Origin of the sequence: Novosphingobium sp. BL-52-GroH (genome assembly GCF_044813085.1) — a bacterium.
Lineage (GTDB): Bacteria > Pseudomonadota > Alphaproteobacteria > Sphingomonadales > Sphingomonadaceae > Novosphingobium.
In genome coordinates this window covers 992,397-1,017,662 of the sequence record NZ_CP171152.1, presented here as the reverse complement: position 1 = coordinate 1,017,662, position 25,266 = coordinate 992,397, and the positions used below count along the sequence as shown (strand labels likewise).

Annotated in this window: 24 protein-coding genes; 18 read left to right on the top strand and 6 right to left on the bottom strand. The window is 67.9% G+C overall.

Annotated elements, in window-relative coordinates; genetic code table 11:
• Window positions 1-67: 67 nt before the first annotated feature.
• The 6 genes from ykgO to ACFFDA_RS17455 all read left to right on the top strand — a co-directional run bounded on the left by ykgO (window position 68) and on the right by ACFFDA_RS17455 (window position 5,302).
• Complete coding sequence (gene ykgO, locus ACFFDA_RS17480; protein WP_004210176.1) at window positions 68-193, top strand: type B 50S ribosomal protein L36; 126 nt, start codon at window positions 68-70, stop codon at window positions 191-193.
• A gap of 96 nt (window positions 194-289) precedes the next feature.
• Entirely contained in the window at window positions 290-919 is a 630-nt protein-coding gene (locus ACFFDA_RS17475) for an HAD family hydrolase (protein WP_404482061.1), read from the top strand.
• A gap of 261 nt (window positions 920-1,180) precedes the next feature.
• Complete coding sequence (locus tag ACFFDA_RS17470) at window positions 1,181-2,617, top strand: circularly permuted type 2 ATP-grasp protein (protein ID WP_404482060.1); 1,437 nt, start codon at window positions 1,181-1,183, stop codon at window positions 2,615-2,617.
• 16 nt (window positions 2,618-2,633) lie between these two features.
• Window positions 2,634-3,581, top strand: coding sequence for an alpha-E domain-containing protein (locus tag ACFFDA_RS17465; RefSeq protein ID WP_404482059.1), 948 nt, complete (start codon window positions 2,634-2,636; stop codon window positions 3,579-3,581).
• 11 nt (window positions 3,582-3,592) lie between these two features.
• Window positions 3,593-4,456, top strand: coding sequence for a transglutaminase domain-containing protein (locus tag ACFFDA_RS17460; protein ID WP_404482058.1), 864 nt, complete (start codon window positions 3,593-3,595; stop codon window positions 4,454-4,456).
• A gap of 81 nt (window positions 4,457-4,537) precedes the next feature.
• Window positions 4,538-5,302 (top strand): peptidase, encoded by a 765-nt coding sequence (locus tag ACFFDA_RS17455; RefSeq protein WP_404482057.1) that lies wholly within the window; start codon window positions 4,538-4,540, stop codon window positions 5,300-5,302.
• A 121-nt stretch (window positions 5,303-5,423) separates the two neighbouring features.
• Here ACFFDA_RS17455 and ACFFDA_RS17450 read toward each other — a convergent pair whose 3' ends face one another.
• Window positions 5,424-6,710, bottom strand: a complete 1,287-nt coding sequence (locus tag ACFFDA_RS17450) for a cytochrome P450 (protein WP_404482056.1) — start codon at window positions 6,708-6,710, stop codon at window positions 5,424-5,426.
• Window positions 6,711-6,892: 182 nt separating this feature from the next.
• On the opposite strand from ACFFDA_RS17450, the gene ACFFDA_RS17445 reads away from it, so the two are divergent.
• Window positions 6,893-8,158 carry an amidohydrolase family protein gene (locus ACFFDA_RS17445; RefSeq protein ID WP_404482055.1) on the top strand — a complete coding sequence of 422 codons (1,266 nt, stop codon included), beginning with the start codon at window positions 6,893-6,895 and terminating at the stop codon, window positions 8,156-8,158.
• Between the two features lie 161 nt (window positions 8,159-8,319).
• Here the strand turns inward: ACFFDA_RS17445 and ACFFDA_RS17440 are convergent, their stop codons facing one another.
• Complete coding sequence (locus ACFFDA_RS17440; RefSeq protein WP_404482054.1) at window positions 8,320-9,012, bottom strand: DUF2490 domain-containing protein; 693 nt, start codon at window positions 9,010-9,012, stop codon at window positions 8,320-8,322.
• Window positions 9,013-9,204: 192 nt separating this feature from the next.
• Window positions 9,205-9,879 (bottom strand): extensin family protein, encoded by a 675-nt coding sequence (locus ACFFDA_RS17435; protein ID WP_404482053.1) that lies wholly within the window; start codon window positions 9,877-9,879, stop codon window positions 9,205-9,207.
• Between the two features lie 207 nt (window positions 9,880-10,086).
• Here ACFFDA_RS17435 and ACFFDA_RS17430 point away from each other — a divergent pair, with 207 nt between their 5' ends.
• From ACFFDA_RS17430 to ACFFDA_RS17385, 10 genes are all read left to right on the top strand, one after another.
• A complete protein-coding gene (locus ACFFDA_RS17430; RefSeq protein ID WP_404482052.1) occupies window positions 10,087-11,220 on the top strand; it encodes a phosphoserine transaminase in 1,134 nt (377 codons plus the stop codon).
• A gap of 129 nt (window positions 11,221-11,349) precedes the next feature.
• Entirely contained in the window at window positions 11,350-12,933 is a 1,584-nt protein-coding gene (gene serA, locus ACFFDA_RS17425; protein WP_404482051.1) for a phosphoglycerate dehydrogenase, read from the top strand.
• A gap of 155 nt (window positions 12,934-13,088) precedes the next feature.
• On the top strand, window positions 13,089-14,213 hold the full coding sequence (locus tag ACFFDA_RS17420; protein ID WP_404482050.1) for an ATP phosphoribosyltransferase regulatory subunit: 1,125 nt from the start codon (window positions 13,089-13,091) through the stop codon (window positions 14,211-14,213).
• A gap of 312 nt (window positions 14,214-14,525) precedes the next feature.
• The gene (locus ACFFDA_RS17415) at window positions 14,526-15,815 is read left to right on the top strand and encodes an adenylosuccinate synthase (protein WP_404482049.1); all 1,290 of its coding nucleotides are present in this window, start codon (window positions 14,526-14,528) and stop codon (window positions 15,813-15,815) included.
• 4 nt (window positions 15,816-15,819) lie between these two features.
• The gene (locus ACFFDA_RS17410) at window positions 15,820-16,320 is read left to right on the top strand and encodes a murein L,D-transpeptidase family protein (protein ID WP_404482048.1); all 501 of its coding nucleotides are present in this window, start codon (window positions 15,820-15,822) and stop codon (window positions 16,318-16,320) included.
• A gap of 355 nt (window positions 16,321-16,675) precedes the next feature.
• Window positions 16,676-17,128 (top strand): MarR family winged helix-turn-helix transcriptional regulator, encoded by a 453-nt coding sequence (locus tag ACFFDA_RS17405; protein ID WP_404482047.1) that lies wholly within the window; start codon window positions 16,676-16,678, stop codon window positions 17,126-17,128.
• Window positions 17,125-19,179, top strand: a complete 2,055-nt coding sequence (locus ACFFDA_RS17400) for an FUSC family protein (RefSeq protein WP_404482046.1) — start codon at window positions 17,125-17,127, stop codon at window positions 19,177-19,179. Before ACFFDA_RS17405 ends, ACFFDA_RS17400 begins: the two co-directional genes overlap by 4 nt.
• Window positions 19,176-19,391 carry a DUF1656 domain-containing protein gene (locus ACFFDA_RS17395; RefSeq protein ID WP_404482045.1) on the top strand — a complete coding sequence of 72 codons (216 nt, stop codon included), beginning with the start codon at window positions 19,176-19,178 and terminating at the stop codon, window positions 19,389-19,391. Before ACFFDA_RS17400 ends, ACFFDA_RS17395 begins: the two co-directional genes overlap by 4 nt.
• Window positions 19,388-20,332 (top strand): efflux RND transporter periplasmic adaptor subunit, encoded by a 945-nt coding sequence (locus ACFFDA_RS17390; RefSeq protein WP_404482044.1) that lies wholly within the window; start codon window positions 19,388-19,390, stop codon window positions 20,330-20,332. Before ACFFDA_RS17395 ends, ACFFDA_RS17390 begins: the two co-directional genes overlap by 4 nt.
• Window positions 20,332-21,771, top strand: coding sequence for an efflux transporter outer membrane subunit (locus ACFFDA_RS17385; protein ID WP_404482043.1), 1,440 nt, complete (start codon window positions 20,332-20,334; stop codon window positions 21,769-21,771). The genes ACFFDA_RS17390 and ACFFDA_RS17385 overlap by 1 nt, the downstream gene beginning before the upstream one ends.
• Window positions 21,772-21,822: 51 nt before the next feature.
• Here ACFFDA_RS17385 and ACFFDA_RS17380 read toward each other — a convergent pair whose 3' ends face one another.
• Window positions 21,823-21,993, bottom strand: coding sequence for a DUF1674 domain-containing protein (locus ACFFDA_RS17380; RefSeq protein ID WP_404482777.1), 171 nt, complete (start codon window positions 21,991-21,993; stop codon window positions 21,823-21,825).
• A gap of 54 nt (window positions 21,994-22,047) precedes the next feature.
• Between ACFFDA_RS17380 and ACFFDA_RS17375 the strand changes: the two genes are divergently transcribed.
• On the top strand, window positions 22,048-23,280 hold the full coding sequence (locus ACFFDA_RS17375; RefSeq protein ID WP_404482042.1) for an RsmB/NOP family class I SAM-dependent RNA methyltransferase: 1,233 nt from the start codon (window positions 22,048-22,050) through the stop codon (window positions 23,278-23,280).
• A 49-nt stretch (window positions 23,281-23,329) separates the two neighbouring features.
• Here ACFFDA_RS17375 and ACFFDA_RS17370 read toward each other — a convergent pair whose 3' ends face one another.
• Window positions 23,330-24,412: a choice-of-anchor A family protein gene (locus ACFFDA_RS17370; RefSeq protein WP_404482041.1), complete on the bottom strand. Its 1,083-nt coding sequence runs from the start codon at window positions 24,410-24,412 to the stop codon at window positions 23,330-23,332.
• 196 nt (window positions 24,413-24,608) lie between these two features.
• Entirely contained in the window at window positions 24,609-25,139 is a 531-nt protein-coding gene (msrA, locus tag ACFFDA_RS17365) for a peptide-methionine (S)-S-oxide reductase MsrA (RefSeq protein WP_404482040.1), read from the bottom strand.
• Window positions 25,140-25,266: the final 127 nt, after the last annotated feature.

Sequence of the window (25,266 nt, the reverse complement as noted above, 5' to 3'; positions counted from 1 at the left end):
CTAACGGCGCCACTTCGAATTTCCGGCGGTCGGTAACCGCCAAAACACGACACGGACGAGACAGACCATGAAGATTCGCAACAGCCTCAAGTCGCTCAAGGGCCGTCACCGGGACAACCGCGTGATCCGTCGTCGCGGCCGCACTTACGTCATCAACAAGACCAACCGTCGCTTCAAGGCCCGCCAGGGCTGATTCGATTCGCCTGGGCCTGCCCTACCTGGCGGGCCGACAAGGCGGATGGTTTCGCGTCGAGTGCATGAGGCCCCCGCCAATCGCGGGGGTCTTGTCATGTCCGTCGTAAATGAATTTGCATCCGTCGAAGCTGTGGTCTTCGACGTCGGCCGCGTGCTTGTCCAGTGGGACATGCGCCGCCTGTTCGCGCAGCTGATCGACGAGCCCGCGCGGCTCGACTGGTTCATGGCGAACGTCGTCACCGAGGCCTGGCACTTCGAGCACGATGCCGGCCGCGACCTCGCCGAGATGGTCGCCGCGCGCAAGGCGCAGTTCCCCGGCAACGACGCGCTGCTCGACGCCTACGCCACGCGCTTTGGCGAGACGATTCCCGGCAACGTCCCCGGCAGCCACGAAATCGTGCGCGAGCTTGCGGCAAGGGCGGTCCCGCTCTTTGCGATCACCAACTTCGCCAGCCCGTTCTGGCGCGACTATCGTGCGGGCGAGCCGCTGTTCGACCTGTTCGGCGACGTCGTCGTCTCCGGCGACGAGAAGATCGCCAAGCCCGACGCACGGATATTCGCGCTGGCTGCGCGCCGATTCGGCCATGCCCCGGGCGCGATGCTGTTCATCGACGACAGCGCGGCGAACATCGAAGCCGCCCGCGCGCTCGGCTGGCAGGTGCACCACTTCCACGATGCCGGCGCGCTGCGCGCGGACCTGAAGGCGCGCGGGTTGCTGGCCTGATACCTCGTCCCGGACCCGATCCGCGACCGTGGGGGGGCTTTGGGCAGGGCCTTGCGCGGGGCGCCCCAACCGGAGCTATCGCCCGAAGCATTGCCCGCGGTCGCGGATCGGGCCCGGGACGACGATGCGTCCCTTCAATTCACGACCGGATCGCTCCGATTTCCTTTCGTCTGCGCATCGTTAATTTTTCTTCGCAAGTGCAGCGAGAGTGCTTGGCAAGTCCCGATTCCTGTTGCATCACTTGCGTAACAGGGAGTCAAAATGTCGGCTGAGAGCGGTACGAATTTCGACGAGATGCTCAATGCGGACGGCTCTGTTCGTCCTGCCTACGGCGATTTTCGCCAGTGGTTCGACAGCCAGGACACCACCTGGCTGAAAAGGCAGGACGCCGAGGCCGAACGTTTCTTCCGCCGCATCGGCATTACCTTCAACGTTTACGGCGACGATGCCGCCGAAGAACGGCTCATTCCTTTCGACATGATCCCCCGGATCATCACCGCGCGCGAATGGCGCAAGCTGACGCGCGGGATCGAACAGCGGGTGCGGGCGCTCAACGCCTTCCTCCAGGACCTCTACCACCGCCAGGAGATCATCCGCTCGGGCCGCCTGCCGATCGAGGCACTGCGCAACAACGAGGCGTTTCTCTCGCAGATGATCGGCTTCACGCCGCCGGGCGGGGTCTATACGCACATCGTCGGCATCGACCTGGTGCGCACCGGGCCGGACGACTTCATGGTGCTGGAAGACAACGCCCGCACGCCCTCCGGCGTCTCGTACATGCTCGAGAACCGCGAGACGATGATGGCGATGTTCCCGGAACTGTTCACCAAGATCCCGGTGCGCCCGGTCTCGGACTATCCGCGCCGCCTCGCCCGTTCGCTGCGTGCCTGCGCGCCGCCGGCCTACAAGGGCGGCAAGCGGCCGGTGGTGGCGGTGCTGACGCCCGGCATCTACAATTCGGCCTATTTCGAGCACGCCTTCCTCGCCGACCAGATGGGCGCGGAACTGGTGGAGGGCAACGACCTGCGCGTGGTCGACGGGCGCGTGTGCATGCGCACCACCACCGGCTACAAGGCGATCGACGTGATCTATCGCCGGGTCGACGACGATTATCTCGATCCGCTCAGCTTCAATCCCAACTCGCAACTGGGCGTGGCGGGCATCTTCGACGTCTACCGCTCGGGCGGGGTGACGATCGCCAATGCGCCGGGCACCGGCATCGCCGACGACAAGGCGATCTATAGCTACATGCCCGAGATCGTCGAGTTCTACACCGGCGAGAAGCCGATCCTCCAGAACGTGCCGACCTGGCGCTGCTCGGAAGCGGATTCGCTGGGTTACGTGCTCGACAATCTCGCCGACCTCGTCGTCAAGGAAGTGCACGGGTCCGGCGGCTACGGGATGCTGATCGGCCCCACTTCGTCGAAGAAGGAGATCGCCGAATTCGAGGCCAAGCTGCGGGCCAAGCCGGCCAACTACATCGCCCAGCCCACGCTCTCGCTCTCGACCGTGCCGATCTTCACCAAGGAGGGCCTGGCGCCGCGCCACGTGGACTTGCGCCCCTTCGTGCTGGTCTCGCCCGACGGCATCGACATCACGCCCGGCGGCCTGACCCGCGTGGCGCTCAAGAAAGGATCGTTGGTGGTCAATTCCTCGCAAGGCGGAGGCACCAAGGACAGCTGGGTGCTGGACGAGTGAGGGGGGGCGCACTCTAATGCTCGGACGTGCCGCCAATGGCGTCTTCTGGATGTCGCGCTACCTCGAACGCGCGGAGAACACCGCGCGCCTGATCGACGTGGGCTTCCACCTCGCACTGACGCGGGGCAACCGCCAGTCGCAGGACGAGGAATGGAAGTCGGTCCTCACCACCACCGGCCTGCTCGACGACTATTGCTCCAAGCACACCGATTTCGGCGGCACGCAGGTGTTCAACTACCTGTTGCGCGACCGCGACAACCCCGGCTCGGTGCTCAACATGGTCGAGAACGCGCGCACCAACGCGCGCGTGGTGCGCACCAGCATCACCAACGCCGTGTGGGAAACCACCAACGAGGGCTGGATGCACTTGCGCGACCTGTTGGCGCGGCCGGTGCGCGAGACCAACCTGGGCGAAGTGCTCACGCAGATCCGCCGCACCGGAACCCTCGTGCGCGGCGCGCTCGAAGGAACGATGCTGCGGAACGAGGTGTTCAACTTCTCGCGGATCGGCACGTTCATCGAGCGGGCGGACAACACCGCGCGCATCCTCGACGTGAAGTACTACGTGCTGCTGCCTTCGGCGGCCTGGGTCGGCTCCAGCCTCGACAACGTGCAGTGGGACACGCTGCTGCGCTCGGTCGCCGGCAACCGCGCCTATTCGTGGCTCAATGCCGGGTCGATGGACCCGCGCGGCATCGCCCGCTTCCTGATCCTCGACGGGCAGTTCCCGCGCAGCCTGCTGTTCTCCTACGAGAAGATCCGCAGCAACATGGCCGGTCTCGCCAAGGAATACGGGCACGAAGTTTCGGCGCACCAGTTGCTGCGCGATGCCGGGGCCAAGCTGCACCAGACCACCATCGAGGAAATCTTCGAAGGCGGCCTGCACGAATTTTTGCAGGACTTCATCGGCAAGACCATCGAGATCGCCGGCACCATCGCCGCCGATTACCGTTTCAGCGAGTAGGAGGCCTTCTCGTGCTCCTCACCGTCAAGCACACCACGCGCTACGCCTTCGCCGGCAACGTGACCCACGGGCTGCAGCGCCTGCGGCTCAAGCCCAAGTCCACGCATGGCCAGGAAGTGGTCGACTGGCACATGGAGCTGACCGGCGCGAAGCAGGAGGCGGCCTACGACGACCAGCACTTCAACCATGTCGACCTCGTTTCGATCGTTCCGGGGGTGCCCGAAGTCGTCGTGACCTGCGAGGGCACGGTGCGCACGATCGACAACAACGGCATCACCGGGCCGCATACCGGCCTGATGCCGCTGTGGTGCTTCCTGCGGCCGACCGCGCTGACCAAGCCTGGCCCCAAGGTACGCCAGCTCCTCGCCGGGATCGAGGCCGACCGTTCGGACGTGCTGGGGTTCCTGCATCTCCTGTCGGACCGGATCGCCGAGCAGGTCGAATATGTCAGCGGGACGACGGACGCGCATACCACGGCCGAGCAGGCGCTCGCTGCGGGCAAGGGGGTGTGCCAGGACCATGCGCATATCTTCATCACCGCCGGGCGGCTGCTCGACGTGCCGATGCGCTACGTCGGCGGCTATCTGCACATGGACGATCGCGACGAGCAGGAGGCCGGCCACGGCTGGGCGGAAGCGCACGTCCCTGGGCTCGGCTGGGTCGGTTTCGACGTCTCCAACGCGATCTGCCCCGACGAGCGGTATATCCGCGTAGCGACGGGTTGCGACTATGGCGAGGCGGCTCCGGTTACAGGTATTGCCATAGGAGCTGGGGAAACCCGACTCGACGTTCATTTGTCGGTAGGTCAAAATAAGGTAGGTGCGCAGCAGCAGCAGTCCGTCTCCGGTGGGCAGCAACAAGTGCAGGGCGGCTGAAAGGGCCGCTCCCGCGCGTCCCGCCATGACAGACATGGGGCGGTGCGGGACAAGAGCGGGTTTGCAAAGGCTTTTGATTCGATGACGTATTGCGTGGGCATGATGCTGGATCGCGGGCTCGTTCTGATGAGCGACACGCGTACCAATTCGGGGGTCGACAACATCTCGACCTTCCGGAAGATGTACCACTGGGAGATCCCCGGGGAGCGCATCATCACGGTCATGACCGCCGGCAACCTGGCCACCACCCAGGCCGTCATCAGCCAGCTCGAGGAACGCAACAAGGCCCCGTCGGAGCGGCACAACTCGCTGCTCGAGGCGCCGACGATGTTCAAGGTCGCCTCGATCGTGGGCAACCTGTTGCAGGACATCATCGAGGAACGGGCGACCGACAACGGCCAGAAGGCGTCCGCCGGCACCTTCAGCGCGTCGATGATCGTCGCCGGCCAGATCAAGGGCATGGAGCCGCGGCTCTTCCTGATCTACCCCGAAGGCAACTTCATCGAGGCCAGCTTCGACACCCCCTTCTTCCAGATCGGCGAGACCAAGTATGGCCGCCCGATCCTGATCCGCGGCTACGAGCGCGACATGAGCTTCGAGAGCGCGGTGAAGCTGATGACGGTGTCGTTCGATTCGACACTGAAGGCGAACCTGTCGGTGGGCCTGCCGCTCGACCTGCTGGTGATCGAGCGCGACTGCTTCACGCCGCGCCACGAACGCCGCATCGATGCGGCGGACGCCTATTTCCGTTCCGTCTCGACGAGCTGGAGCGAGGCGTTGCGCAATGCGCTGGATGGGCTTCCGGACTACCGCATGGACCCGGTGGTGAAGGAAATCGTGGGCTGAGAGGCCCGGCATCGCGGAATGACGCCTGCTGACTGAGCACTTCTGTCATCCCGACCTTCGCCGGGATGACGGGGTATTGAACGGGGCTGCCTTCGCACCCGCCGGCAAACCACCCCACCTTCTAGCCTCGCTGCGGCACGTCCCACACCAGCGGCAGGTTGCGGATCGAGAGCAGCCCCGGGAACACGCTGGTATCGGCGCCCGGTTTGACCCGGAACTCGGGGACACGCCTGAACCATTCCTCCAGCAGGACCCGCAGCTCGCGCCGGGCGAGGTGGGCGCCGAGGCAGATGTGCACGCCGCCCACGAAGGTGAAATGCCGGTTGGCGCGCCGTTCGGGGTCGAACCTGCGCGGGTCGGCGAAGCGCGCCGGGTCGAAGTTGCCGGCCGGGTTCAGGCACTGCACCGAATCGCCCTTGCGGATCTGGACGCCGTGCCACTCGAAGTCGCGCGTCGCGGTGCGGGTGGAGGAGAGGATCGGCTGAGTGCGCAGGAATTCCTCCACCGCGCCGTTGATGAGGTCCGGCCGCTCGCGGAGGCGGCGCTGGATGTCGGGTTGCAGGGCCATGCGGCGAAACATCTGGGCGATCGTCGCCGCCACCGTGTCGAGCCCGCCCAGCCACAGGAACCAGACCATGCCGATCTTCTCGTCGTCGGTCGGCGCTCGGCCCTCGATCTTGCCGTGGACGATCGCCGAGACGAGGTGCTCGTCCGGATTGGCCTCCTTCTCGGCAATGAAGGCGCGCAGGAAATCGAGCACCCCGCGCAGCGCCGCCTGCATCTTCTCCAGCGTGCCCGAGTGCAGGATGTCCCATTCCCAGTCGAGGAACTGCTCGAACATCTGCGCCGGAAAACCCATCAGGCCCATGAAGATGCGCACCGGATAGACCCGCCCGAAGTCCCAGGCCATGTCGACCTCGCCCCTGGCGGCGACCGCTTCGATCATCTCCACGACGACCTCGCGGATGCGCGGCTCGATCTCGCGAGTGATGCGCGAGGGGCTGAAGTGGGGCATCAGGTAGAGCCGGTACTTCGAGTGGTCGGGCGGATCGATGGCCAGGGGGATCGACTTGAAGGTCTCCCCGATCAGGCGCTGGAACTCGGCCGTGCCCGCGTTCGAGAAGTGGTCGTTGTCTGAATAGACGCGGTCGATGTCCTCGTAGTGCGAGACCACCCAGCTGCCGCGCCGCGCGCCCGAGATCGCGCCGAGGCCCGATCGCATCGGCGGGTTGTAGAGCAGGCGGGGGACGTCCTCGCCGTTCAGCCAGGCGAAGGGGGCATAGGGATCGACCAGGTCGTTGGGCTCGCCACCGTTGGCGAACGACAAGTCGACGATGCGGTCCCGGGGTACGTTGTCGGGCGCGTCGAACTCCACTCGAATGTCGTCAAGCGTTCGCGATTGTGTCATGATTGTCTCCCGGCCGAATGAGTGCACCACCACCATTCGGGCCGCAAGGCGAGTGACCATCGCCCCGCCGTGCCTTCGCAAATCCTCGCCAATCATCGTCGCGGCGTTGCCTTGGCCCCTGCGATTGTCATGACCCGGCCCGGTTGCGAAACGGGCACCATTATTGTTTCGGGAGAATCGCAATGGCCGATGACGACACCCAGGAGCTGGCCCAGTCGGCCCGCAAGTACTGGTCGGCGGATGGATACAAGGAAGGCGGCGTCATCCGCGAGGTGGACTACGCCTCGCAGTCGGGCGGCCTCGATCCGATGTTCGAGGGCATCAAGATCGTCGACACCGACACCCACATCACCGAGGCGCCGGACCTGTTCACCAGCCGCGCCCCGGCCGGCTGGAAGGACAGGATGCCGCGGGTCGAGCGCATCAACGGCACCGATCGCTGGTTCGTGGGCGACCGTGACTTCGGCACGCTGGGCGGCAACGTCATCCGCGCCGACAACAACAAGCTGCTCGGTCGCCTCGCCTTTCCGAAGCTGGAAGAGGCGCATCCCGGCGGGCACCAGATCAAGGAACGCCTCCAGGCGATGGACGACATGGGCGTCCATGCGCAGATCGGCTTCCAGAACTCGGGCGTGACCCAGGCCGGCTCGCTGATGAGCCTTGGCGATCCCGACCTCGCGCTGAAGGTCATCCAGATCTACAACGACGCCTCGGCCGAGTACCAGGAGATCTCGGGCCAGCGCATCTTCAACATGGCGCACCTGCCGTTCTGGGACCAGAAGGCGCTGGAAACCGAGGCGAAGCGTTGCCACGACATCGGCCTCAAGGGCTTCGTGCTGCCCGACACGCCCGAGCGCGTCGGCGTGCCCAGCTTCAACCACGACTACTGGACCCCGTTCCTGGAGATGTGCGAGGCGACCGGCATGCCGCTCAACTTCCACCTCAACGCGGCGATCGACCCCAACACGCTGACCTGGGAAGGCTTCCAGTTCGAGCAGACGCTATCCGTCGTGGCGACGATGTTCTCGATCGGCAACGCGGCGACGCTGGGCAACTGGATGGTCTCGGGCCGCCTGGACCGTCACCCGAACCTCAAGATCGGCCTGATCGAGAGCGGCGCGGGCTGGGTGCCCTTCGCGGTCGAGGCGCTGGAGCACCAGTTCCGAGAGATGCTGGCGAGCAAGCGCGACGTGCTCAAGAAGGAGCCCTGGGACTACTTCCGCGACCACTTCTTCTGCACCTTCTGGTTCGAGAAGATCGCGCCCAAGTACCTGCTGGAGATCATCGGCGTCGACAACGTCATGTTCGAGACCGACTTCCCGCATCCCACCTCGCTCTATCCGGGCGTGCAGGAGCACCTCAAGGACGTGCTGGGCGGCTACACCCACGAGGTCCGCAAGAAGGTGCTGCAGGACAACGCGGTCAGGCTCTACAACCTGCCGTTCTGAGCGGACGCTTCGCAATGACGCTTGGTTGACGCTTCGCGGCGTTTCCCGAGCGGAGGGTCCGGGCGTGCGCCGGGACGACGGCGTGGTATTTTCCTCTGGGTCAGGCCTCCGTCATCCCGGCGCAGGCCGGACCCAGCCCTCGAGAACGCCGCGAAACGTCGTCAATGCCGGTAGAACAGCGTCATGGAGGCCACGTGGTTCATCCGCACCCGTCCACGGGTCTGGTCGATGGTCTGGTTGAGATAGCCCAGTTCCAGCGTCGAGGCGCCCGGCAGCCCCACTTCCGCGCCGGCGAAGCTGCGCAACTGGTCGAAGCCGCCACGCGCGCCCCAGTCGGTGTCGTTGAGAGCGACGAAGGCCTCGGCGTAGACCAGCGCGTTCACCGCGTCGCTGCCGGCCTTCAGCGGATGTTCGTAGCGCAGCATCTCGCGCAGGCGCCAGCCCACGTCGCCGCCGTCCGAGCGCCAGCGCTGCTCCAGCCGTGAGCGCGAGGACAGTTCGCCGCCGAGCGGCTTGCCCAGCGCGAGGTTGAGCTGCTGGAAACTGCGCTCCTCGTTGACGTCGCGCCCACCCTCGACCGGGGAGATGACATGCGCGTAGCCCTGGTAGAGCGTGACCGAGGGCGACAGCTTCCACCCCACCGCACCGCGCAGCAGCAGCGGGTCGAGCCGCGAGACCCCGTCGCCCACGCGCGGCTGGAACTCGGCGAAATAGACCAGCTCGTCGGAGATCGAGCCCATCGCGGTGAGGTTCACCCAGGCCTGTTCGTCGTGGCGCGTCTCGGCCCGGGCGGTGGTCGCACAGGCGAGGGCGGCGGTTGCAAGCGCCAGTCGGGCGAGGGGCAGGAGGTTCATGCGATCCTTCGGGCACGGGGGAAACTGCTTGCCCGTTATGGCTCGTTCGTGTCCCGATGGTGTCCTGCAGGTCAGGTCTTGTTGCCAAGTCTTCCCGGTGCATGCCCGCGGGCAGTCTTCAGGCGCGGTCTTCCCGGGCAGTGAGCGCGACTCGGCCCGCGATCCCGGCATGCGCCGGGACGATGGGGTGCCTCAGCGGCAGAAATCCGCCCCGTCGGCCTCGAGATGCAGGTGATTCGCGTGGGCGGCGTTGTAGCCGGGGCCCAGCGTGGTGCCGAAACGCTTGCAGGCGCTGTCGTGGACGGTGCGCAGGAAGCGGCGCTCGGCAGGCGTGCCGCCGTTCCAGTCTTCCAGCACGGTAATTCGCCGGCCGTCGCCCAGCACGAAGCCCGAGACGTCGATGGCATTGGCGGTGGCATGGCCCGAGCGGCGGTTGGTGCCCGCCACGTTGCGGCACGAGTAGCTGCCGAAGGTCTCGATCTTCACCACGCGGCTGCCCAGGATCTGCTGCGCGGCGCGGTCCACGCCGTAGCGCGCCCAGGCGGCGAACGGGATCGCCACCGCGCAAGTCGCCGGCCCCAGGCCGGATACCATCACCGTGGCGCTGTCGGTGTTGAGGGCAGCGAGCTTGACCGTCCCGAGCGTGGTGCAGGAACTGCCGTAGTACCGGTCCTCGAGCGGGGTGAAGACCGCGTGCTGGGCTCCGAGCTGCGAGAGGCACTGGCGCACGTCGATTCGCGGCGGTGCGGCAGGGCGTTGAGCGGAGCGGGCGGGGCTTCGCCGGGACGGCTGCGGGGCGTCGATGCACCCGGCAAGGCAGGCCAGGCCGGCCAGCAAGGGGGGCAGGAAGAGCAGGACTCTGCGCATGGAGGCCCTTGTGCAGGGGGCTGGTTAACCTGAGCTTACCGGTGCGCCGGTACGTGCGCGGCTACCATCCGCAGATTTGCGCAGTCGAAGCGCATTTGCACAGGCGCGTCACCGCAAGTCGATTGACATAGCTGGCCACGCCACTAGGAGCGACGCCGGGCCACGCGGTCCCAACGCCGCGCGAGCTCTCTGTAAGGAGAGTCAGAAATGACTGATTTGATTGCCGTACCCGCGCGTAAACCTGCTCGTCCGCAGTTCTCTTCCGGACCTTGCGCCAAGCCTCCGGGCTACTCCCCCGAAAAGCTCGCCACCGAATCGCTCGGCCGCTCGCACCGCGCCAAGATCGGCAAGACGCGTCTTGCCTACGCCATCGACCTGATGCGCGAAGTGCTGCAGCTGCCCGATACCCACCGCATCGGCATCGTCCCGGGCTCCGACACCGGAGCCTTCGAGATGGCCATGTGGACCATGCTGGGCGCGCGCGGCGTGACGACGGTTGCGTGGGAAAGCTTCGGCGAGGGCTGGGTGACCGACGCGGCCAAGCAGCTCAAGCTCGATCCCACCGTGATCCGCGCCGACTACGGCCAGCTTCCCGACCTGACCCAGATCGACTTCGGCACCGACGTGCTGTTCACCTGGAACGGCACCACCTCGGGCGTGCGCGTCCCCAATGCCGATTTCATTCCGGCGGACCGCGAAGGCCTGACGTTCGCCGACGCCACTTCGGCAGTCTTCGCCTACGACATCGACTGGTCGAAGATCGACGTCGCCACCTTCTCCTGGCAGAAGGTCCTGGGCGGCGAAGGCGGCCACGGCGTGCTGATCCTGGGCCCGCGCGCCGTCGAGCGCCTGGAAACCTACACCCCGGCCTGGCCGCTCCCCAAGGTGTTCCGCCTGGTCTCCAAGGGCAAGCTCGCCGAGGGCGTGTTCAAGGGCGAGACCATCAACACCCCCTCGATGCTCGCCGTCGAGGACGCGATCTTCGCGCTCGAATGGGCGAAGGGGCTGGGCGGTCTCGAAGGGCTTCAGGCCCGTTCGGACGCCAATGCCGCCGCGCTCTCGAAGATCGTCGCCGAGCGCGATTGGCTGGGCCACCTCGCGATCGACGAGGCAACCCGCTCGAAGACCTCGGTGTGCCTGACCGTCGAAGGCGCCGACGCGGACTTCATCAAGAAGTTCGCCGCCCTGCTCGAAAAGCAGGACGCCGCCTACGACGTCGCCGGCTACCGCGATGCTCCGGCGGGCCTGCGCATCTGGTGCGGTGCCACCGTCGACACCCAGGACATCGAGGATCTCGGTCCCTGGCTCGACTGGGCCTACGCCACCGTCAAGGCCGCATAATCGTCGTCGTCCCGGACCTGATCCGGGACCGCGGGCCATCCTTGAGGCGAACGCCTCGCCGAACAGCCCGCGCCTGAAGACTGCCCACGGTCCCGGATCGAGTCCGGGACGACGTGAAGGAACATTCCCATGACCAAGCCCAAAGTCCTCATTTCCGACAAGATGGACCCCAATGCCGCCCGTATCTTCGCCGAAATGGGCTGCGACGTCGACGTCATCACCGGCGAGACGCCGGAGCAACTGATCGCCCGCATCGGTGAATACGATGGCCTCGCCATCCGCTCGTCGACCAAGGTGACCAAGGAAATCCTCGCCGCCGCACCGAACCTCAAGGTCGTCGGCCGCGCCGGCATCGGCGTCGACAACGTCGACATCCCGGCGGCCTCGGCCCAGGGCGTCGTCGTGATGAACACGCCGTTCGGCAACTCGATCACCACTGCCGAGCACGCCATCGCGCTGATCTTCGCGCTCGCCCGCCAGCTTCCGGAAGCCAACGCGCAGACCCAGCAGGGCCTGTGGCCGAAGAACGGCTTCATGGGCGTTGAAGTCACCGGCAAGACGCTGGGCCTGATCGGCGCCGGCAACATCGGCTCGATCGTCGCCAGCCGCGCGCTGGGCCTGCGCATGAAGGTCGTCGCCTTCGACCCGTTCCTGACGCCTGAACGTGCCGTGGAAATGGGCGTCGAGAAGGCGGACCTGGAAACCCTGCTCGCCCGTGCCGACTTCATCACCCTGCACACGCCGCTCACCGACCAGACCCGCAACATCCTCTCGGCCGAGAACCTGGCCAAGACCAAGAAGGGCGTGCGCATCGTCAACTGCGCGCGCGGCGGCCTGATCGACGAGGCGGCGCTGAAGGCCGGTCTCGACTCCGGCCACATCGCCGGCGCCGCGCTCGACGTGTTCCAGACCGAGCCTGCCAAGGATTCGCCGCTGTTCGGCACGCCGAACTTCATCTGCACCCCGCACCTGGGCGCATCGACCACCGAAGCGCAAGTCAACGTCGCGCTCCAGGTCGCCGAGCAGATGGCCGACTTCCTGGTCAACGGCGGCGTCACCAACGCGCTCAACATGCCTTCGCTGAGCGCCGAGGAAGCCCCCAAGCTCAAGCCCTACATGAAGCTCGCGGAAATGCTGGGCTCGATGGTCGGCCAGCTGACCGTCGATTCGGTGCCGCGCATCTCGATCCACGTCGAGGGCGCCGCCGCCGAACTCAACCAGAAGCCGATCACCGCGGCGGTTCTCGCCGGATTCATGCGCGTCCAGTCGGACACCGTGAACATGGTCAACGCTCCCTATCTCGCCAAGGAGCGCGGCCTGGAAGTGCGCGAAGTGAAGACCGAGCGCGAGGGTGATTACCACACGCTGGTGCGCGTCTCGGTGAAGACCGATGCGGGCGAGCGTTCGGTGGCGGGCACGCTGTTCAACAACGTCGAGCCGCGCCTGGTCGAGATGTTCGGCATCAAGGTCGAGGCCGAGTTGGAAGGCCCGATGATGTACATCGTCAACGAGGACGCCCCCGGATTCATCGGGCGTATCGGTACCCTGCTGGGCGAGAAGGGCATCAACATCGGCACCTTCAACCTCGGCCGCCGCGCGGCCGGCGGCGAGGCGGTGCTGCTGCTCTCGGTCGACAGCCCGGTTGCCGGCGACGTGCTGGAACAGGCCCGCGCGCTGCCCGGCGTGAAGACGGTCAAGGCGCTTTCGTTCTGACCTGACCTGATTACGGTCTCCCAACGGAAGAGGGGTCGGTGCGCAAGCGCCGGCCCCTTTTTCGTGCAGATGGTCCTCTCCGCGTGCCGGGGAGGATGGCGGCCCCAATCCCCCACTCGCCAAACCCCGCCCGTCCCGCTAAGGGCGCGCACACTATGCACGAAAACGACCGCGATCTTCTGCCCGAGGGACTGGGCGACCGTCTGCCGCAACAGGCATGGGCTTCCCAGACCGTGCGCCGCGCCGCGCACGACGTCCTGGCGAGCCACGGCTACGCGCGCGTCGAGACCCCCGTGCTCGAATTCGAGAAGGCGCTGGCCAGCCGCATGGCAGGCGTGCGCGTGCGGCGCATGTTCCGGTTCATGGACCCGGCCTCGCTGCGGCTGCTGGCGCTGCGTTCGGACATCACCGCCCAGGTCGCGCGCATCGCCGCCACCGGCCTCGCACAGGAGCCGCGCCCGCTGCGGCTGTCCTATTCGGGCCAGGTGGTGACGGTGAAGGGCGATGGTCTCGATCCGGCACGCGAGCGGCTGCAGGTCGGGGCCGAACTGGTCGGTGCCGATTCGACCGAGGCAGTGGCCGAGATCGTCGAACTGGCGATCGAGACCCTGCGCGCCGCCGGCGCCACCGGCGTCTCGGTGGACTTCACGCTGCCCGACCTCGTCGACACGCTGAGCGCCGGCGCGCTGCCGCTGCCGGCCTCGGGCATCGAGGCGGTGCGCCGGATGCTCGATTCCAAGGACGCGGGCGGACTGGTCGACGCGGGCGGCGCGGCCTACCTGCCACTGCTCTATGCGGTCGGCCCGTTCGACGATGCGATCGAGCGGCTGGCGGCCTTCGACGTCGGCGGCGTACTTGCCAGCCGGATCGGCGCCTTGCGGGCGATCGCCGCGCGGGTCGGCGGCAAGGCCCGGCTGACGCTCGATCCCTCGGAGCGGCACGGGTTCGAGTACCAGTCGTGGTTCGGCTTCACCATCTATGCCGACGGCATTCCCGGCAGCATGGGGCGCGGCGGTACTTATGCGATTCTCGGCCAGACCGGGCGCAACCCGGAAGCGGCGACCGGCTTCTCGCTCTATCCCGATCCGCTGATCGACGTGCTCGCTGCCGGCACTGCCGAGGAACGCCGCCTGTTCCTCCCCCTCGGCCACGACCGCGAGATCGCCGCGCGGCAGCGGGCGATCGGCTGGATCACCGTCGCGGCACTGGGCGAGGCGGACGACGCCCTCGCGCTCGGCTGCTCGCACCGGCTGGAAGGCGACGAGGCGGTGGCGGTCTGATTTGGCGAGGATTGGACCACGCGGAGGCCCGCAGGGGCGGATGATTTAAGGGAAGGGTTCGCGCAAAGGCGCGAAGGTGTGGCGCTTGCGGCGAAGGCACTTTGCCGATCGACGTTGCGACCCGCGCGATGGTTCGGCGAAGAACGCGCCTGCGGCTGGAACCCGCCCCTTTGCGCCTTTGCGCCGCCGCGTGAGCCTACCTTCCATCCCCCCGTAACCAAACCGCCACATATCGCCCCACGGCGCTTGCCCTTCGCCGCCGCTTCCCCTAGGGCGCGGCGGTATTTCAAACAGCAGTGAAAGCGTGAAACGTTGGCCAACGTAACCGTGATCGGCGCCCAGTGGGGCGATGAGGGCAAGGGCAAGATCGTCGACTGGCTGGCAAGCCGGGCGGATGCCGTGGTGCGCTTCCAGGGCGGCCACAATGCCGGCCATACGCTCGTGGTGGGTGAGCAGGTCTACAAGCTCAGCCTGCTGCCTTCGGGCATCGTCACCGGCACGCTGTCGATCATCGGCAACGGCGTGGTCCTCGATCCTTGGGCGCTCAAGGCCGAAGTCGAGAAGCTGACCGGGCAGGGCGTCGAGATCAATCCCGGCAACTTCGCGATCGCCGACAACTGCCCGCTGATCCTGCCGGTCCACCGCGAGCTGGACGGGTTGCGCGAAGCGGCAGCCGGTGCCGGCAAGATCGGCACCACCGGCCGTGGCATCGGCCCGGCCTACGAGGACAAGGTCGGCCGCCGCGCGATCCGCGTGTGCGATCTTGCCCACCTCGATGCGCTGGAGCCGCAGCTCGATCGCCTCTGCGCCCACCACGACGCGCTGCGCGCCGGCTTCGGCCAGCCGCCGATCGACCGCGAGGCGCTGCTGAACGAACTGCGCGAGATCGCGCCATACGTGCTGCAGTTCGCCGAGCCGGTGTGGCGCCGCCTCAACAAGGTCAAGAAGGCCGGCGCGCGCATCCTGTTCGAAGGCGCGCAGGGCGTGCTGCTCGACGTCGACCACGGGACGTATCCCTTCGTCACCAGCTCGAACACGGTTTCGGGCACGGCGGCGAGCGGTTCGGGCCTCGGCCCTTCGGCGACCGGCTTCGTGCTGGGCATCGTCAAGGCCTACACCACCCGCGTCGGCTCGGGTCCGTTCCCGACCGAGCTGGAAGACGAGACCGGCCAGAAGCTGGGCGAGCGCGGCCACGAATTCGGCACCGTCACCGGCCGCAAGCGCCGCTGCGGCTGGTTCGACGCAGTGCTCGTCCGCCAGTCCTGCGCGATCTCGGGCGTCACCGGCATCGCGCTCACCAAGCTCGACGTGCTCGACGGGTTCGAGAAGGTGAAGATCTGCACCGGCTACCGCCTGAACGGAAAGGTGCTGGACTATTTCCCCAGCCATGCCGCGGACCAGGCCGGCGTCGAGCCGATCTACGAGGAAATGGACGGCTGGGAAGGCACCACCGCCGGCGCCCGTTCCTGGGCGGACCTGCCCGCTCAGGCGATCAAGTACATCCAGCGCGTGCAGGAACTGATCGAAACGCCGGTCGCGCTGGTCTCCACCAGCCCCGAGCGCGAGGACACCATCCTCGTGCGCGATCCCTTCGCGGACTGAGGCCATGCGGGGCGTTCTCCGGTTCGCCCCGCTGCTGCTGCTCCTCGGCGTCGAAACCGCGTCCGCCGAGGCGCCGCTCGTCCTCCCCGAAATCGACCTGATCCGCGTGCGCAAGGTGCAGCGGATCATGGAACTCTACTCCGGCGACCGCCTCGTCCACGTCATCCAGCACATCCAGCTCGGCGACGAGCCGGTCGGCCCCAAGCGCTTCGCGGGCGACGAGCGGACCCCCGAGGGCCGCTACGCGATCGACTGGGGCAACCCGAACAGCGCCTACCACCTCTCGCTCCACATCTCCTATCCCGATGCCGCCGACCGCGCCTTCGCTGCCCGACAGGGCCGCTCGGCGGGCGGCATGATCATGATTCACGGCCAGCCCAACGGATGGCCGGCAGGCCGCGTCCCCGGCGACTGGACCGACGGCTGCATCGCCGTCTCCGACCAGGAGATCGAGGCCTTGTGGGAAGCGGTGCCCGACGGGACCGCGATCGAGATCGTGCCCTGAGGCGTCGTTGGCGGGGAAGGGCAGGCAGGCTCGGCAGCTCGCAGCGTAGATGCGCAAGGTGATCGTTCTGGTTTGTATCCTCGGCGTTCCCGCGCCAGCCGCGGTCGAATGGCGGTGAGGGGTTTCTTCACCCCCAGCTCCGCAGGGCGCCGCCGCAATCGCTCCCGGTTGCTTCGCTAAGCTCGCGACGACCGGGTTGGTGAATAAGCGTGCAGTCACCCGCAGCCCCATCCTGGAGAGATCTGCGCCCCCGTCTCCACCTTGCGCGAATTGCAATTTACGGCATTGCTGTATCGTGAAACGCAAACTGCCGCAGGTTGCCGATGAATAGTTAGGAGCCTAACTAACCGTTCTCATGACCGACCGAATCGCCCTGGCCCATCAACTCGCCACGCAGCTGAGCCCCGTCTCGCGCGCGTGGTGGCAGCTTGCCGACCGCATCCTCGGCTCGCTGGCGATCTCCAACTCCGCCGGCTGGGCGCTGGTCCATCTCGAACGGCTGGGCAAGGGAGCCCGACAGGGCGATCTCGCCCGCGCCATCGGCATCACCGAGGCCTCGCTGGTGCGCACCGTGCAACAGTTGGAGCGCGCCGGCCTCGTCATGCGCCAGGCCGACGAGGAGGACCGCCGCGCCAACCGCCTCCACCTCACCACCGAGGGCAGGGCGCTCGCGCGCAAGGCCGACCAGCGCCTGATCGACTTGCGTATCGAGCTGCTGGAAGGAGTGTCCGACGCCGACCTCGAAGTGGCCGTCCGGCTACTCGATCTCGTCGCCGCCCGCGCTGCCGACATGCGGGGGCGGACGTGAACAGCCCGGCACTGGCGCGCTGGGGCGTCCCGGCGGCACTGTTTTCGCTCAAGGCCCTCGCGGCGGCCCTGCTGGCGACCTACATCTCGTTCTCGATCGGGCTGGAGCGGCCGTACTGGGCCTTCCTCACCTCCTATATCATTGCCGCGCCGCTGGCCGGCGCAGTGGTGTCCAAGGCGCTGTTCCGCGTGATCGGCACGTTCATCGGCGCGACGGCGGCGGTGGTCATGGTGCCGCCGCTTTCGCACAGTCCCGAACTGCTGACGCTGGCGATCGCCTCGTGGCTGGCGCTGTGCGTCTTCGTCTCGCTGCTGGAGCGCACGCCGCGCGGCTATGCCTTCGTGCTGGCGGGCTATACCGCCGTGCTGATCGTGCTGCCCGCCGTCAACACTCCCGGCGAGATCTTCACCGACGCCTCGCTGCGGGTGCAGGAGATCACCATCGGCATCCTGTGCTCCAGCCTCGTGCACGGCGTGGTGTTCCCCAATTCGGTGTCCACTTTCCTCCTCGGCCGCGTCGCTATGATGCTGCGCGACGCCGAGCGCTGGAGCCGCGACTCGCTCGAACTGGAACCCGACGCCGCCGTCGAGGCGGAGCGCCGCCGCCTCGCCCAGGACGTGACCGAGCTGCACAACCTGTCGATCCACCTGCCCTACGAGACCAGCCGCGCCGCGCCGCGCGTGCGCACCGTGCGCGCCCTGCAGGACCAGCTTTCGCTGCTGATGCCGCTGGGCGCCGCCGTCGCCGACCGCGTCGCGGCGCTGCGCGAGCGCGATGCGCTGGGCGAGCCGGCGGCACGGCTTCTTGCCGACACGCGCGAGTGGCTCGACGCCATCGAGGGCCCGCGCGAGGAACGCGAGCGCAGGGCCGCCGACCTGATGGCACGCTGCCTTGCGCTCGAACCCGAAGTCGGTCCCGGGGCGGGGTGGGACGACCTGCTGCACCTCAGCCTCGGCTCGCGGCTTTCCAGCCTGATCGAGGCGCACCTCGATTGCCGCGACCTGGCCGAACAGCTTGGAACCCACGATCGCAAGCCGGTCTCGTCGCGCATCCCCCGCCTGCTCGAGGGCCGTCGCAACCGCGAACTGCACCGCGACGTCGCGGGCGCCCTGCGCGGCGCGGCGGGCGCGGCGGTGACGATCATCCTGGGCACCGTGCTGTGGATCGGCAGCGGCTGGAACGACGGGGCCACCGCCGTCATGCTCGCCGGCGTGTTCCTGGCGCTGTTCTCGGCGATGGACAACCCGCTGCTGCCGTTGCGCCTGTTCTTCTGGGGGACCCTGATCGCGACGGTCATCGGCTTCATCTACGCCTTCGCGGTCCTGCCACGGGTCGACGGGTTCGCCGAACTGGCGCTGGCGCTCTCGCCGCCCCTGCTGGTGTTGGGCTCGCTCATGTATTCGCCGCGTTTCGCCGGCATCGCGCTCCCGGCACTGCTGGGCATGGGCAGCCCGTTCATCATCGCCGTCAAGTACAACGACAATTTCGTGACCTTCACCAACGGGGCGCTGGCCCAGCTTGCCGGCACCCTTTTCGCCATAGTCATGGCGCGCCTGTTGCAGACGGCCGGGCTCGAAAGCGCGATCCGCCGGACCTTGCGCGCCGGCTGGCGCGACATCGCCGAGCGCAGCAACGTGATGGGTCCGCCCGACGTGCGCGGCTGGATCAACCGCATGCTCGACCGTATCGCGGTGCTCTCGCCGCGCCTCGCGCTCAGCGGCAAGCAGCCGGGCGAGCCGCTCTACGACGTGCTGCGCGACTTGCGCACCGGCGTGGCGATCGGCGAGTTGCGGCAACTGCGCCTCGATCTGCCGCCCGAGCGCACCGGACCGCTGACCAGCGTGCTCGCCGAAGTCGGCGCCTACTACCGTCGCATGGAGCCCGAGGAGCGGGCCCCTGCCGACCCGGAACTGCTGGGCGACATCGACAAGGCGCTCCACCTCTTTGCGGTCGACGAGGATCGCTCGGTGCGCCGTCAGGCCGCCCTCGCGCTGGTCAGCCTGCGCCGCAACCTGTTCCCCGACGCCGCCGCGCTGAAAGGCCTGCCATGAACGGCGAAATTTCGATCCTGGGCGTGTTCATGCCCACCATTCTCCTGCTGGCGGTGATCGCCTCGGTGCTGACGATGCTGCTATTGCGCTTCGTCAACGTCTCGGGGCTCTATCGCTTCGTCGCCTATCGCGCCCTCGTGGACCTGTGCCTCTACGTCATGGTCCTGGGCGCCTTGTCCTTCCTCGCCCCCCACATCGGTTTCCATCCATGAAGAACCTGCTTCCCGCGATCGGCCGCAGCGCCGCCACCATCGTCATCGTCGTGCTCGCCGCGTGCATAGCCTACTGGATGTGGCATCATTACGAGCGCAGTCCCTGGACCCGCGACGGCCGCGTGCGTGCCGACGTGGTGCGGGTGACGCCCGACATCGGCGGCCTCGTCACTTCGGTGGCGGTGCGCGACAACCAGACGGTCAAGGCCGGCGACCTGCTGTTCGTGATCGACCGCCCGCGCTATTCGCTCGCCGTCGAGCAGGCGCAGGCTTCGGTCGCGAGCGCACGGGCGACGCTGGGACAGGCGCAGCGCGAATCCTCGCGCGACCTGGCGCTGGGCGATCTCGTCGCCACCGAGACGCACGAGCAGAACGTCGCCCGTGTCGCCACCGCCCGCGCCGCGCTGGCCGAAGCCGAAAGCGCGCTCGACGGGGCGAAGCTGAACCTGAGCCGCACCCAGGTTCACGCCTCGGTCAACGGCACCGTCACCAACCTCGACCTGCACCCCGGCGACTACCTCGGCGCGGGCAGCCAGGCGATGGCGTTGGTGGACGACGATTCGATCCGCGTCGAAGGCTACTTCGAGGAAACCAAGCTGCCGATGATCCACCTCGGCGCGCCGGTCACCGTGCACCTGATGGGCGAGGGGCAGGCCCTCCACGGCCGCGTCGAGAGCATCGCTGCGGGCATCAACGACGACAGCCGCAGCGATTCGGGCAACCTCCTGCCCAACGTCGCCGCCACCTTCTCGTGGGTCCGCCTCGCCCAGCGCATCCCGGTACGCGTGAAGCTGACCCATGTGCCCAAGGACGTTCGCCTGATCCTGGGGCGCACCGCCACCGTCACGGTCGAGCACCCGGCCGCTGCCCGGCCGGCCGCGCGCCCCGCGCACCCTGCAAACCCTGCGCAACCCGCACCGGCGGCCACGGGAGCCCGGTGATGGCCCTTCATCGCCACTTCTGCGCCGCGGCCATGGCGCTGGCGCTCTCCGCCTGCGCCACTGCCGGTCCGGACTATCGCCCGCCCGAGCAGGCCGTCGCCAACGCGCCTGCCGCGCAAGGCGATTTCGTCTCCGGCAAGGACCCCGCCTTCGCGCAGGCGCCGTTGCCCGACCGCTGGTGGAGCCTCTACGACGATCCCCGCCTCGACGCGCTGGTCGAGCAGGCACTGGCCGCCAACGCCGACTTGCGCGCGGCCGAGGCCAACTTGCGCAAGGCCGACGCGGTGCTGCGCGAAACCGTCGGCGCGCGGGCGCTGAACACCTCGATCACCTCGGATGCCGACCTCGAACGGGACTATTCCACGCAGTCGGCCGGCGCCAACATTCCCGGCGTCGCGACGTACGACCTGGGCCTGTCGCTGAGCTACCCGCTCGACCTCAACGGCAAGCTGCGCCGTGCGATCGAGGGCAGCGAGGCCGACCGCGAGGCGGTCGCCGCCGCGCGCGACGCGGTGCGCATCAGCGTCGCCGCGTCGACCGCCAGGGCCTATGCGGGGGTCTGCGCCGCGAACTACCAGATGGCGACGGTGCGCCGGGTCATCGCCCTGCAGCGCCAGACCCTCGACGCCACCACGCGGCTGGCCAGGGGCGGGCGCGGCACCGCCTTCGACGTCAGCCGCGCGCGCACCGCGGTCGAGACCAGCGAAGCGAGCCTTCCGGCCTTCGTCGCCAAGCGGCAGGGTGCGCTCTACCTGCTGGCGGCGCTGCTGGGCCGGGCGCCTGCGGAATACCCGCAGGACGTGGCCACGTGCGCGAGCCTGCCCCGGCTCACGCGGGCCATGCCGGTGGGCGACGGCGCCGCGCTGATCCGCCGCCGTCCCGACATTCGCCAGGCCGAACGCGCCATCGCCGGCGACACCGCGCGCATCGGCGTCGCCACGGCCGACCTCTATCCCACCGTCAGCATCGGCGCCGGCGTCGCCACCAGCGGCCGGCTGGAGAATCTGGGCACCTCCGACAGCTTCGGCTTCAGCCTCGGCCCGCTCTTGAGCTGGAGCTTCCCCAACCGCCCGATCGTCAAGGCCCGGATCGAAGCCGCGAAGGCCCAGGTCGACGTCGATCTCGCCAAGTTCGATGCGACCGTGCTGGACGCCCTGCGCGGCACCGAGACCGCGCTCGAAACCTACGCCCGCGACCGGGACAAGGCCGCTGCCCTTGGCCGGGCGAGCGACAGCGCGGGGATTTCCGCGACCCAGGCGAACAAGCTGTTCCGCTTCGGCCGCGGCGATTTCCTGAACCTGCTGAGCGCGCAAGGCAGCCTGGCTTCGGCCCAGGTCAGCCACGCGGCGGCGGAAGCGGCGCTGGTCGACGACCAGATCGCGGTGTTCCTCGCGCTCGGCGGCGGCTGGCAGCAGGACGGGCAGGAGACTACGAAGTAACCTCATCCCGAATCACGTCCGGGACGACGCTGAACTCAGAAGACGCTGAACTCAGAAGTCGATCGCGATGCCCTTTTGCACCCAGTCGCCGTAGCGCGTGGGCGACAGGCCATCGGGGTCCTCGTCGTCCTTGGACTGGGGCGCCGGCTGCGGCGCGGGCTCGTTCGTCCAGTGAGCGGGCTTGGTGAAGCCCTCGGGACGTTGGGTGGCGCGCTTGATCATGGACTGCATGTGGCGACGCTGGCGGAAAAACGCAATCCGGTATAGGGGCCCGCGATGGACATTCCCGGCCTTCCGGCGCGCCGCGCCGCGCTCAACCTCATCGATGCCGTACTGCGCAGGGGCGAGACTCTCGACCAGGCCGCCGGCGGGGCTCTCGCTCGCGTCAAGGGCGATGCCGACCGGGCGCTCGCCCGCGCCATCGCCGGCGAGGCACTGCGCTGGAAGCAGGACCTCGACGAACTGATCGATTCGGCGACCAGGCAGCGCCTCCCCGACGACGCCAAGCCGCGCGCGGTGCTGCAACTGATGCTGGCGCAAGTGCTGCGGCTGGATACGCCGCCGCACGCCATCATCGCCACTGGCCTGCCGCTGCTGATGGGTGGCCCGAGGCGGCTCGCCCACGGCGTCTTCTCGACGCTGATGAAGATCGAGGCGAAGCTCCCCGAGGTGCCGACCCTGCCCGACGGGCCGATGATGCGCTGGGGCGAGCGGGCCGAGGCCATCGCCGCCGGGCTCGTCGAACCGCCGCTGCTCGACCTCGCGCTGCGCGACCCCGCTGCCACCGCCGAATGGGCCGAGCGGATGGGCGGCGTCTCGCTGATGCCCGGCCACTTGCGCCTGCCGCGCGGCTCGGCGATCGATCTGCTTCCCGGCTTCCGCGACGGCGCCTGGTGGGTGCAGGACCTCGCCGCCAGTCTGCCCGCGCGCCTGCTGGGGGCAGGGGAGGGGCGCCGCGTGCTCGACTTGTGCGCCGCGCCCGGCGGCAAGACCATGCAGCTCGCCGCGCAGGGGTGGAAGGTCACCGCGCTCGACAACGCCAAGCGCCGTCTCGAACGCCTGCGCGAGAACCTCGCGCGCACCGCGCTGGAGGCCGACGTGGTCCTCGCCGACGCGCTGGCCTGGGAGCCAGAGGAGCCGTTCGACGCGATCCTCCTCGACGCGCCCTGCACCGCCACCGGCACCGCGCGCCGCCACCCCGACGTCCTCCACCGCATCGGTCCGCGCCAGATCGCCGACATGGCGGACCTGCAGGCGAAGCTGCTCGAACGCGCCGCCGGCTGGCTCAGGCCGGGCGGGCGGCTGATCTACGCGGTGTGCTCGCTGGAGACGGCCGAGGGCGAGGCGCAGCCGGCGCCGGCCGGGCTGACCCTGTTGCCGGTCGAGGCGGCGGAATTGCCGGAAGGCCTGGCGCCGACCGCCGAAGGCACCTTGCGCACCGATCCGGGGATGCTGGCGGAAGCCGGCGGCCTCGACGGGTTTTTCGTGGCACGCTGGACCAAGGACTGACTGCCGCGTCGTCCCGCTCGATCCGGGACGACGTGTCAACCGGTCCCTGTCAGGCTGCGGCCACCCGGCGGCGGCGCCAGAACAGCAGGCCGCCCAGCGCCAGCGCGAACATGCCGACCATGCCCGGCTCCGGAACCGCGGTCCCGCCCGACGAGGACGAGGTGCTTCCGCCCGAGCTGGTCGAGGTGCCCGGATCGCTCGGCGCCTGGTAGCTGCCGGTGTAGGTGCCGATGTGCATCTCGCCGTTCTGGACGAGGCTGCCGAACACTGCCGAGCCCTGGATGTAGTTCGCGGTCGTGGCGGCGGCCTTGGGGGCCAGCACCGAGCCGCCCCAGGCGGTGCTCAGCGACAGGCTGGTCGCATCGGGGAAGTTCCAGATGACGTGCTCGCCCAGGTTCTGGGTGCCGCCCAGGAAATTGTCGTCCAGCGTGACCGAAGCACCGGTGACGTTGACGATGGCGGTGTCGGCGCCATTGAGGTTGAACTTGATCTCGCCGATCGAATCGAGGTCGGCGGCGGAGATGTTGAACACCGCTACGCCGCTGGAATCCGGCTGGGCGTCGAACGTCCCGGTGTTCCCGCTGATGGTGAGCTGGCTGTTCGAGGCCTGGGTGCCCATCGTGCTGCTGAGGCCCGTCATCGAGGTCTCGATGAGGCTCTTCTGCTGCGTCAGGTTCTGCGCGAAGGCCGGGTCGCTGGCCGACAGGCCCGAGGTCACGGTGTTCTGGTTGACGTTGGTGTTGGCGATCGAACCACCCACCAGCACCGTCTGCGCCGCGCCGTTGAGATTGAGCCCGCTGTTGACGTTGCCGCCGACCACTGCGCCCGAACCGTTGTTGAGATTCTTGGCGCCGCCGTTGACGTCGCCCACCACGGTCAGGCCGGGCGTCCCGGTGCTGGACGCGGCGATCGGCTGGATCTGGTAGTTCGACGAATTGCCGTTGAGATCGCCGCCGACGAATGTCCGTCCCTCGACCTCGGAAGAGGAGGTGAGGTCGCCGAGCACCACCAGGTTCCAGGTGCGCAGCACGTCGGTGCCGGCGATCATGCCGGCATCCGCGAGCACGGGGCTGGCGACGAGGGCGGCGGCCATGGCGGCCAGCGACAGCGAAACGGTACGGAAAGCGGCCATGGACGGATCTCGATCGGCGGAAGTGCCGAGCGCCCTAGTATCGTTACTTAGCCGCTAAGGAAGCGCGACTTTGGCGGTGTCCCTTGCCGGAACAGGTGCCAAGTCGAGGACAAGAGCATTTACGGTTTGTGAAGGAATATCGGCTCGCCCACTGCGATATTCGTCGTCCCGGGTCGAGCCCGGGACGACGATGCGTTCAGCCTTTCACTTTGTCCTGGAAGCTCTTGCGCAGCTTCATCAGCTTGGGCGGGATCACCGCGAGGCAGTAGGGATTGCGCTGGCCTTCGCCGTCCCAGTATTCCTGGTGGTAGTCCTCGGCCGGATACCACGGGGCCGGGCCCTCGATGGTGGTCACGGCCTTCTCGCCGGGATGTTCGCTGTCCCAGCGGGCGATCGCTGCGGAGGCCTCCTCGCGCTGGGCGTCGTCGAGCGGGAAGATCGCCGAGCGGTACTGCGTGCCCACGTCGTTGCCCTGGCGGTTGAGCTGCGAGGGATCGTGCGTGCCCATGAACACGTCGAGCACGTCGGCATAGGAGATCACCGCAGGGTCGTAACGCACCTCGATCGCCTCGGCATGGCCGGTCGATCCCGAGCACACCGCCTTGTAGGTGGGGTTCTCCACGGTGCCGCCGATATAGCCGCTCTGCACCGCGTCCACACCGACCACGTCGCGGAACACCGCCTCGGTGCACCAGAAGCACCCGCCAGCCAAGATTGCCGTTTCCATCTTTTCCATGTCCTCAAGTCGTAGGAGTTGGGCGGTAGATAGGTATGGGCGACGCGCTTGTCATTGGCCCGCTTGTCATTGAGCGGCGGGCAGCTAGTCTCGCGCTCTTCCGACCTCGAGGAGAACT

What these genes read in the sequence shown, in the direction of transcription:
- ACFFDA_RS17375 (WP_404482042.1), top strand. Translation starts at nt 22,048, where the DNA reads ATGGACATTCCCGGCCTTCCGGCGCGCCGCGCCGCGCTCAACCTCATC.
- ACFFDA_RS17390 (WP_404482044.1), top strand. Translation starts at nt 19,388, where the DNA reads ATGAAGAACCTGCTTCCCGCGATCGGCCGCAGCGCCGCCACCATCGTC.
- ACFFDA_RS17455 (WP_404482057.1), top strand. Translation starts at nt 4,538, where the DNA reads ATGACGTATTGCGTGGGCATGATGCTGGATCGCGGGCTCGTTCTGATG.
- ACFFDA_RS17385 (WP_404482043.1), top strand. Translation starts at nt 20,332, where the DNA reads ATGGCCCTTCATCGCCACTTCTGCGCCGCGGCCATGGCGCTGGCGCTC.
- ACFFDA_RS17450 (WP_404482056.1), bottom strand. Translation starts at nt 6,710, where the DNA reads ATGACACAATCGCGAACGCTTGACGACATTCGAGTGGAGTTCGACGCG.
- ACFFDA_RS17405 (WP_404482047.1), top strand. Translation starts at nt 16,676, where the DNA reads ATGACCGACCGAATCGCCCTGGCCCATCAACTCGCCACGCAGCTGAGC.
- ykgO (WP_004210176.1), top strand. Translation starts at nt 68, where the DNA reads ATGAAGATTCGCAACAGCCTCAAGTCGCTCAAGGGCCGTCACCGGGAC.
- ACFFDA_RS17475 (WP_404482061.1), top strand. Translation starts at nt 290, where the DNA reads ATGTCCGTCGTAAATGAATTTGCATCCGTCGAAGCTGTGGTCTTCGAC.
- ACFFDA_RS17380 (WP_404482777.1), bottom strand. Translation starts at nt 21,993, where the DNA reads ATGATCAAGCGCGCCACCCAACGTCCCGAGGGCTTCACCAAGCCCGCT.
- ACFFDA_RS17410 (WP_404482048.1), top strand. Translation starts at nt 15,820, where the DNA reads ATGCGGGGCGTTCTCCGGTTCGCCCCGCTGCTGCTGCTCCTCGGCGTC.
- ACFFDA_RS17420 (WP_404482050.1), top strand. Translation starts at nt 13,089, where the DNA reads ATGCACGAAAACGACCGCGATCTTCTGCCCGAGGGACTGGGCGACCGT.
- ACFFDA_RS17370 (WP_404482041.1), bottom strand. Translation starts at nt 24,412, where the DNA reads ATGGCCGCTTTCCGTACCGTTTCGCTGTCGCTGGCCGCCATGGCCGCC.
- ACFFDA_RS17465 (WP_404482059.1), top strand. Translation starts at nt 2,634, where the DNA reads ATGCTCGGACGTGCCGCCAATGGCGTCTTCTGGATGTCGCGCTACCTC.
- msrA (WP_404482040.1), bottom strand. Translation starts at nt 25,139, where the DNA reads ATGGAAACGGCAATCTTGGCTGGCGGGTGCTTCTGGTGCACCGAGGCG.
- ACFFDA_RS17395 (WP_404482045.1), top strand. Translation starts at nt 19,176, where the DNA reads ATGAACGGCGAAATTTCGATCCTGGGCGTGTTCATGCCCACCATTCTC.
- ACFFDA_RS17440 (WP_404482054.1), bottom strand. Translation starts at nt 9,012, where the DNA reads ATGAACCTCCTGCCCCTCGCCCGACTGGCGCTTGCAACCGCCGCCCTC.
- ACFFDA_RS17435 (WP_404482053.1), bottom strand. Translation starts at nt 9,879, where the DNA reads ATGCGCAGAGTCCTGCTCTTCCTGCCCCCCTTGCTGGCCGGCCTGGCC.
- ACFFDA_RS17445 (WP_404482055.1), top strand. Translation starts at nt 6,893, where the DNA reads ATGGCCGATGACGACACCCAGGAGCTGGCCCAGTCGGCCCGCAAGTAC.
- ACFFDA_RS17470 (WP_404482060.1), top strand. Translation starts at nt 1,181, where the DNA reads ATGTCGGCTGAGAGCGGTACGAATTTCGACGAGATGCTCAATGCGGAC.
- ACFFDA_RS17430 (WP_404482052.1), top strand. Translation starts at nt 10,087, where the DNA reads ATGACTGATTTGATTGCCGTACCCGCGCGTAAACCTGCTCGTCCGCAG.
- serA (WP_404482051.1), top strand. Translation starts at nt 11,350, where the DNA reads ATGACCAAGCCCAAAGTCCTCATTTCCGACAAGATGGACCCCAATGCC.